The sequence below is a fragment of the Aliiroseovarius sp. PTFE2010 genome (assembly GCF_049943335.1).
Classification (GTDB): Bacteria; Pseudomonadota; Alphaproteobacteria; order Rhodobacterales; family Rhodobacteraceae; genus JBNFVY01.
In genome coordinates this window covers 1-6,866 of record NZ_JBNFVY010000022.1, presented here as the reverse complement: position 1 = coordinate 6,866, position 6,866 = coordinate 1, and the positions used below count along the sequence as shown (strand labels likewise).

Genomic DNA, 6,866 nt, shown 5'->3' with positions numbered 1-6,866 from the left:
CAATCAATACCTCTGTCGCGGGATGGAGCAGCCCGGTAGCTCGTCAGGCTCATAACCTGAAGGTCGTAGGTTCAAATCCTACTCCCGCAACCAAATTCAACGAACGCTCGCAAATATCCAAGCCCGCCCCCCAAGGCGGGCTTTGTGACGTTCAGCAGCTCCAATAAATTGCCGCGCATCTCAAGCGCGTGATGTTTCGACGCCGCGTCCGAGGTGACCGGCCAAAGTAACAATGATTTGGTGGAGCTCTTCGATGGTACCGCCAGAGACGTCTTCGTCCGATAGCGTGCCCACCAGATTATCAATATGCGCACGGTAAAGGGCAGGCCCATCAAGGACCGTCAGGTTTTGCCTCCGACGACCGGATGCGTTGTCTGCTTGACCAGCATTGGAGATCAAGCCACCACACGACGTGATGACTTGCATGTCTCCGCCAAGATGGGACGTTCTGAAGGTGTCAGAAACATCCTTGGTTGATTGGCGGATCAACACGCTGTGTTTCACCAACCGGCCGACCATGGACATCATTCGCCTAGCATGGGGTTTCGTTGCATTGGTGTCGCGGCCCAGATCTGTTTCTGGTATGTTGTCATATGCATAGAAATGGCGATCCGCCTTTACGGTTGATCTGATTTCCGCCATCAAAGCGTTCGTGGTATCAGGGTTTTCATCGAACGCGCGGAATATATCTTGTCCTATGATGGCTGATGTTCTCTCGCAGAAGGTGTTGAGTGGTGCCCCGCGATAGCCTTCCTGAGCAACTGTCTAAACTGTTGGCGAAATCGCTTTTGCAAGGATACTCTGACGGTTGGGAAGGTTCACCGTTTCAGTGGCAACAAGACGCTCGCCGCGTGTCAGGTGCACCTCCAAAGACAGCGGGTTCTGTGACGCATCGCTTCGCACCAGATCGTAACCGGCCGCTATTCCTACGGCTTGAACCTTCATGTCTTTGAGATCGGACCAAAACCGTGGCGGCACTGGGGCGGGGCTTTCCATGTTGCAGATCGCGGCTGCCGCAACCTGGGCTTGCGTGATTGCATTGTGAACGGTTTCGATACGCAGTTTTCCGGCCGCAAATTTGTTGTCACTGCGGGCGCAGTCGCCGATTGCAAATATTTTGGGGTCGGATGTCCGCATATCCTGATCGACGCAGATACCATTGTCACATTCCAAGCCAGCGGCTTGGGCGAGCTTTACATTGGGCGTGGCACCGATCCCCGCAAATACAAGATCGGCCTTTACCTCGGTCCCGTCGCCAAGATTGACCGTGGAAACATGGTCACCCGCGGTGCCGAACCCTTTCACTTTCTGGTTGAACAAAAATTTGACGCCAGCATCTGTTAACTTCCGAGTGACGAAATTGGTTGTTGCGGGCGAAGCAACGCGGGCCATGGCGCGTGCGGCAGATTCTATAACCGTGACGGTCTTTCCCAGATCAACAGCGGCAGACGCCACCTCGAGTCCAATGACACCGGCACCGATAATCACAACATCGCGGCAGTCGGCGCAGGCCAGGGCCTGACGCAGTCCTGCGGAATCGCCAAGGCCCCTCAGATAGTGAATCCCCTTCAGATCCCCCTGCATATCGAGACGGCGCGGCGACGCCCCTGTTGCAAGAATCAAGGTGTCGAACTTCATCGTATTCCCATCGGAAAAGAGAATATCCCGCGCGGCCCTGTCGATACTGACGACCCTTCGCGCCCGCATCAGCTCGATACGATTATCTTGAAAAAAGGAAAGTGGGCGTATCGGAGTTGGGCTCGGCCTGCCTGGCTCGCGCAGCCAGGTCTTGGATAGAGGCGGACGCTGATAGGGGAGCGCCACTTCATCACCAATAAGCTTGATCGCGCCTTCGTATCCATTTTTCCGCAAAGTTGCGGCCGCATTTGTGCCGGCTACGCCGTTGCCGATGATAACAGTTGTGTCCATGTTCTTGGTCCTCCCGGGAATGTCAAACGTTTAGATAAGGCCAAGCGACCGGGCGATCAGTACAGCTTCGGTACGGTTGCCGGCTTTGAGGCCTTGCATGATTTTTCTGAAGTGCCATTTCACGGTGTCTTCCGTGACATGCAGGCGCGCTGCAATTTCCTTGTTGCTCAATCCAAGGGCGGCATTTTGCAAGACCCCGACCTGTTTTTGACTGATCGGGGCTGAGCTATCTACATTGGGGCGTTGATCGCCCATCTCCTCGGTCGCCGGGATTTCAATCATGGGGGTTTCGGGTGCTGTTTGATCCAGAAGCGCACTCGTTTCTGGGCAAATGGCCCGCAGAAAGTGGCGCCTGTTTATCAACGATCTGAAGCTGCCAAGTTGTTGCGCCTTGTGATTGGCTTCGGCGATGCGTTTCAGCGCCTGTTTTTCCTCACCCATCAGATAGAGGGTGGCACCAAGGGTATATTGCGCGCGAAATTCCCCGATCTGGTCCCTTACGGCGGTGAAATCTGAAATGGCTTTGCGCGCGTGCCTTTCCGCCAGACCCAGTTTGCGATCTTTCAAGAACCTTGAGGCTTGCAGCAACGCGCTTTCCGCCTGGATGGCACGGTTCTGGTTCGGCAAAAACAGCAAGTCTTCGTCCGATGGGAGGGGCGCGTCTGCGAGAGGGGTTTTCGTTCGGGTTCCCATGGCAAAGACTTCGGTGCCCAACCGAACCAGCATGTCCAACCGTTTCAGACCGCGTTCTTTCGCCAGCAAGCGGCATCGTTCAAGCAACGAAAAGGCCCGCGATTTGTCGCCCTGACGGATATATATTTCGGCTGCGCTTCGGACGGTGCTCCAAACGACATCCGTCACTCCAAAATTCAGTGCGAAGTTTAGAGCCTCTTGCACGGTGCTTTCGTCGGGTGTGGTTGACCCGTCTTCCGCCTGAATCTGAAGTGCCAACGACGCGATCATTCCCTTGACGAAGGGCGTTCTTTCATAGCCAACGTCTTCATTTTCCTGTGCGCGCCGAATTTCGCTGCGCGCGCCATGAATGTCGCCAATCAACAGCAGGGCCAGAACCTGAGCGCTCGCAAGCCAACCAAACGCATAGCGCTGACGAACCGCGCCGCTGACGACAGTGGCAGAGGCAATTTGATCCGAAAGGGCCGCAAACTGCCTGTCAGAGGCGGCGATGAACGCTCTGCAGGTCTGCGCGGCGGCCCGCCCGACCGGGTTGGTCAAACCATAGGTCTCAATCCAGGCGGCGCAGGCTTCGTCGCTTTCCTTCATCTCATCATGTGTCGCAAGACCAATCGCGCGGACCAGTTCCGCCCACCCATTTGGGTCTTCTTCACCCGTAGAAGCAGAGTCCCAATAAGCGTTCAACCTATCAAGCAGATCGTGCGCTTTGTGTGAACGTTGACTGAAATACAAGACCCAAGCATAGCCGATTGCCAACGATGGGGTTTGAAAAAGCTTGTTGCGGGAAATGCCGGTAAACCATGTTGCCAACGCTTCGATCTCGCCCTGTCTCAGGGCAAGATCCAACAGAGCCTGGTCGGTCAGCCTTTGCGCCCAACTGTGATCGTGTGCCCGCAGACCAACCTCAACAACGATGCGGTATTCATTCCGTCGCCAATGCCAGAAAGCGATACGTTTTAGAAAATACGATCGGCGTGGCCCGTGTTTTTCGATGAAACGATTGCGCAGATACTCTTTCAGGGCCCGGTTCATTTCATAGAGGTTGGGCTTGTCAACGCTCGAGGTCAAAAGCCCGTGGCGCGATGCAAGTTCAGCCAGTTTGTGACCTGAATCGTCAATCTTGAACACATAGTCGCTGGCTTCCGCTGTAATTTTTTCCAGCCAGCTGGCGTTAATCAGGCAATCGCGAAGCGGTTCTGCGATCTGTGCCAGTACGTCAGTTTCGAAATAGGTTTGGATCTCGGGCAGATGAATGATCGCCTCGCTTGCGGTATTCGATTTGCCAGCCAATGCACAAAGAAGCGGCCAGCCCTCTGTCATATTGAATATCCGTTTCGCCCGATCGGCTTCCAACGGTAGAATTGAACACGTCTCGTCGCGCGTGAAATTCAACTCGCTTGGGCCAATTGTCACGACATCCGAAAGAACCGACAGCGAAAGCAAAGTACCTGGAAAACGTTGGCTCACTACCAGTCGAGTGGTTTCTGGCGTTTCCAGGGTGATTGTTTTCAGGAATCCCTGGATTGTGGTGGAATCCGTGACACCGTCCAGACAGATTGTGACGGGCTTTTTGTGACCTAAAAGATGGTGCAGCGCGACAGTCTTCAGGCTGCGCCCAAGCTGATTGCCGGAATATTCCTGAGGGGCCAGAACCGCGACAATCGCGCTCGCAATAAGCTCAGCCTCCGAGGCGCCCTCTTGCCAGAACGACGAGAGATCCAGATAGATACAGTCTTCTCCGCGGTCGATCGCTGATTGGGCGCACAGGGCGACTTGAACCGACTTGCCGAAGCCGCGGGGTGCTCTAAAAAAAAGGCATTTCGCTCCGGGATGCTCGGCAAAGTCCAACCGGTCACGTTTCAGGCAGCCGCGGATTAACCGTTTCTGACGGATGCTCATCCGTTCCAGAAATTCGGCGACATCGTTGGAATTTGTGTCGGGGGTCGTGATCATCCTTCCCTCCCCGAAAGTGATGTATCGTCGGCGTCCAAACCTCATAGCTTTAACACACAAATCCCGAAACTACACGAACGTGTAGTTGCGCGGAATCGTGGTCGGCGTGATTTCTGTCGTTCAATGTCTGGCAGCAGAAACGAACGATGCGAAACGCATGAACTACTGTTCGCCGCCAGACGTGATGATGGCCTTCAAGGGAGGAACAGACTGATGAAGGATATGAATGAAGCGGCGACGGTTGAGGCCGGCACCGATGAAAAATATGTCGATAAGAAAAGATACTTTTGGATATTGTCCGTATTCTGGCCGGCAACGCCGCTGATCGGACTTTATCTGGTATCGCAAACTGGCTGGAGCATCTGGTACGGGACTGTTCTGATCCTGTGGTATCTGGCGGTGCCATTGCTGGACGCGATGTTCGGCGAGGACTTTTCGAACCCCCCCGAGTCCGCCGTTCCAGATCTTGAGAAAGACCGTTACTATCGGGTGCTCACTTATCTGACGGTGCCCATGCACTATGCGGCTTTGATCGGGTGCTGTTGGTGGGTTGCGACCCAGCCGATCAATGCGTTTGAGTTCATCGCGTTGGCCTTGTCGCTGGGTATCGTCAACGGACTGGCACTGAACACCGGGCACGAACTGGGCCACAAAAAGGAAACCTTTGATCGTTGGATGGCCAAATTGGTGCTGGCAGTTGTCGGCTATGGCCACTTTTTCATCGAGCATAACAAAGGGCACCACCGCGATGTGGCGACCCCGAACGATCCGGCAACCTCAAGAATGGGTGAGAGTATCTACGCTTTCTCAACCCGCGAAATCCCCGGTGCTTTCAAACGTGCGTGGGAACTCGAAGAGGTGCGTCTCAAGAGAAGTGGCAAAAGTGTCTGGAACCTGGACAACGAAATCCTTCAACCGCTGATCATCACGGCTGTTCTTTACGCGGGGCTGCTGGCGTTCTTCGGACCCATCATGCTTGTGTTCCTGCCGATTCAGATGGCCTACGGCTGGTGGCAGCTCACGTCGGCCAACTACATCGAACATTATGGCCTGCTGCGCGAAAAAATGCCCAACGGTAAGTACGAGCATCAGAAGCCGCACCATTCGTGGAACTCGAACCATATCATGTCGAACCTGATCCTGTTCCACCTGCAGCGGCACTCGGACCACCACGCGCATCCTACGCGGTCCTATCAATCACTGCGCGACTTCAAGGACTTGCCGGCACTGCCCTCGGGTTATCCCGGAATGTTCTTCGCGGCCCTGATTCCGTCGTGGTTCCGTTCGATCATGGATCACCGTGTCCTGGATTGGGCCAAAGGTGATCTGAACAAAATTCAGATCGAGCCCGGCATGCGCGACTACTATGAGCGCAAATTTGGATCGGTCGCACCTGCGCAAACGGCCGCCGTGCCCGCCGAATAAATTCCAAGCAAATCGCGTAACACACAGGAGTTGGCCCCAATCGGGCCAACCCCAACCTGCCAACTCACATCTTGCCTCAAGTTGAAGGCAAGGCCGCAGGCAGGAATGAACACAGAAAACAAGAACGAGACGCACATGCCGCCTGTCAGCGCGCATGTAAAAGGGAGGAACGAACATTGGCCACATATCAATGCCCGGATTGCGGATACACCTACGATGAAATCCAGGGTCATCAGCACGAAGGTTTCGCGCCAGGAACACCTTGGTCACAAGTGCCCGACGACTTTGCTTGCCCGGATTGCGCGGTGCGCGACAAGGAAGACTTTGTCCTGATCGGCGGCGCGCCGTCGGGCGAAACTGCGCCCGCTCAGGTCGTTGAACCTGCCCCCGCCCCCGCGCCGACCGCCGCACCGGAGCCTGCACCTGCACCGATCCCGGAACCTGCTGCAGCATCCAGTGCCCCTTCCACGCAAACAGCGCCACAGCCTGCTCCCGCGCCACAACCTGCTCCGGCGGCGCAGGCGGCCCCGGCTGCCGGAACGGCGTACCGCAAATGGCTCTGCATCACATGCGGTCATATCTACGACGAAGCCCTTGGCGACGAACATGAAGGTTTTCCGCCGGGAACGCTGTTCAGTCAGATCCCCGATGATTGGTGCTGCCCGGACTGTGGCGCCACGAAAGAGGACTATGTCCTCTACGAAGAAAAATAGGAGAGAGAGCATGAACCAAGTCGAATCCCCCCGATCCAACACGGTCAGTTCCGCAGCCATCCGGTCGGCATTTGACGTTCAGGTGCAGGCTCAGCTTGCGCGGCGGGGCGGGTTTGACCGCAAGGCGCGCATTGCACAGTTGGATCGTCTGGC

General features: G+C 55.6%; 6 protein-coding genes and 1 tRNA gene. 4 read left to right on the top strand and 3 right to left on the bottom strand.

The genetic code is table 11. The annotated features are described in order from the left end of the window. The first annotated feature begins 16 nt into the window (after positions 1-16). Positions 17-93, top strand: a tRNA-Met gene (locus tag ACP2AV_RS15485). Between the two features lie 87 nt (positions 94-180). Here the strand turns inward: ACP2AV_RS15485 and ACP2AV_RS15480 are convergent. The 3 genes from ACP2AV_RS15480 to ACP2AV_RS15470 form a co-directional block, all read right to left on the bottom strand. Then, the gene (locus tag ACP2AV_RS15480) at positions 181-642 is read right to left on the bottom strand and encodes a hypothetical protein (RefSeq protein WP_426373676.1); all 462 of its coding nucleotides are present in this window, start codon (positions 640-642) and stop codon (positions 181-183) included. A gap of 123 nt (positions 643-765) precedes the next feature. After that, positions 766-1,929: an NAD(P)/FAD-dependent oxidoreductase gene (locus ACP2AV_RS15475; protein ID WP_426373675.1), complete on the bottom strand. Its 1,164-nt coding sequence runs from the start codon at positions 1,927-1,929 to the stop codon at positions 766-768. Between the two features lie 30 nt (positions 1,930-1,959). Continuing rightward, positions 1,960-4,575: a LuxR C-terminal-related transcriptional regulator gene (locus ACP2AV_RS15470; RefSeq protein ID WP_426373674.1), complete on the bottom strand. Its 2,616-nt coding sequence runs from the start codon at positions 4,573-4,575 to the stop codon at positions 1,960-1,962. Between the two features lie 85 nt (positions 4,576-4,660). Between ACP2AV_RS15470 and ACP2AV_RS15465 the strand changes: the two genes are divergently transcribed. The 3 genes from ACP2AV_RS15465 to ACP2AV_RS15455 all read left to right on the top strand — a co-directional run bounded on the left by ACP2AV_RS15465 (position 4,661) and on the right by ACP2AV_RS15455 (position 6,713). Continuing rightward, positions 4,661-4,789 (top strand): hypothetical protein, encoded by a 129-nt coding sequence (locus tag ACP2AV_RS15465; RefSeq protein WP_426373673.1) that lies wholly within the window; start codon positions 4,661-4,663, stop codon positions 4,787-4,789. After that, the gene (locus ACP2AV_RS15460) at positions 4,789-6,000 is read left to right on the top strand and encodes an alkane 1-monooxygenase (protein ID WP_426373672.1); all 1,212 of its coding nucleotides are present in this window, start codon (positions 4,789-4,791) and stop codon (positions 5,998-6,000) included. The genes ACP2AV_RS15465 and ACP2AV_RS15460 overlap by 1 nt, the downstream gene beginning before the upstream one ends. Before the next feature lie 176 nt (positions 6,001-6,176). After that, positions 6,177-6,713, top strand: coding sequence for a rubredoxin (locus tag ACP2AV_RS15455; protein ID WP_426373671.1), 537 nt, complete (start codon positions 6,177-6,179; stop codon positions 6,711-6,713). Positions 6,714-6,866 lie beyond the last annotated feature (153 nt).

What these genes read in the sequence shown, in the direction of transcription:
- ACP2AV_RS15470 (WP_426373674.1), bottom strand. Translation starts at nt 4,575, where the DNA reads ATGATCACGACCCCCGACACAAATTCCAACGATGTCGCCGAATTTCTG.
- ACP2AV_RS15475 (WP_426373675.1), bottom strand. Translation starts at nt 1,929, where the DNA reads ATGGACACAACTGTTATCATCGGCAACGGCGTAGCCGGCACAAATGCG.
- ACP2AV_RS15480 (WP_426373676.1), bottom strand. Translation starts at nt 642, where the DNA reads ATGGCGGAAATCAGATCAACCGTAAAGGCGGATCGCCATTTCTATGCA.
- ACP2AV_RS15460 (WP_426373672.1), top strand. Translation starts at nt 4,789, where the DNA reads ATGAAGGATATGAATGAAGCGGCGACGGTTGAGGCCGGCACCGATGAA.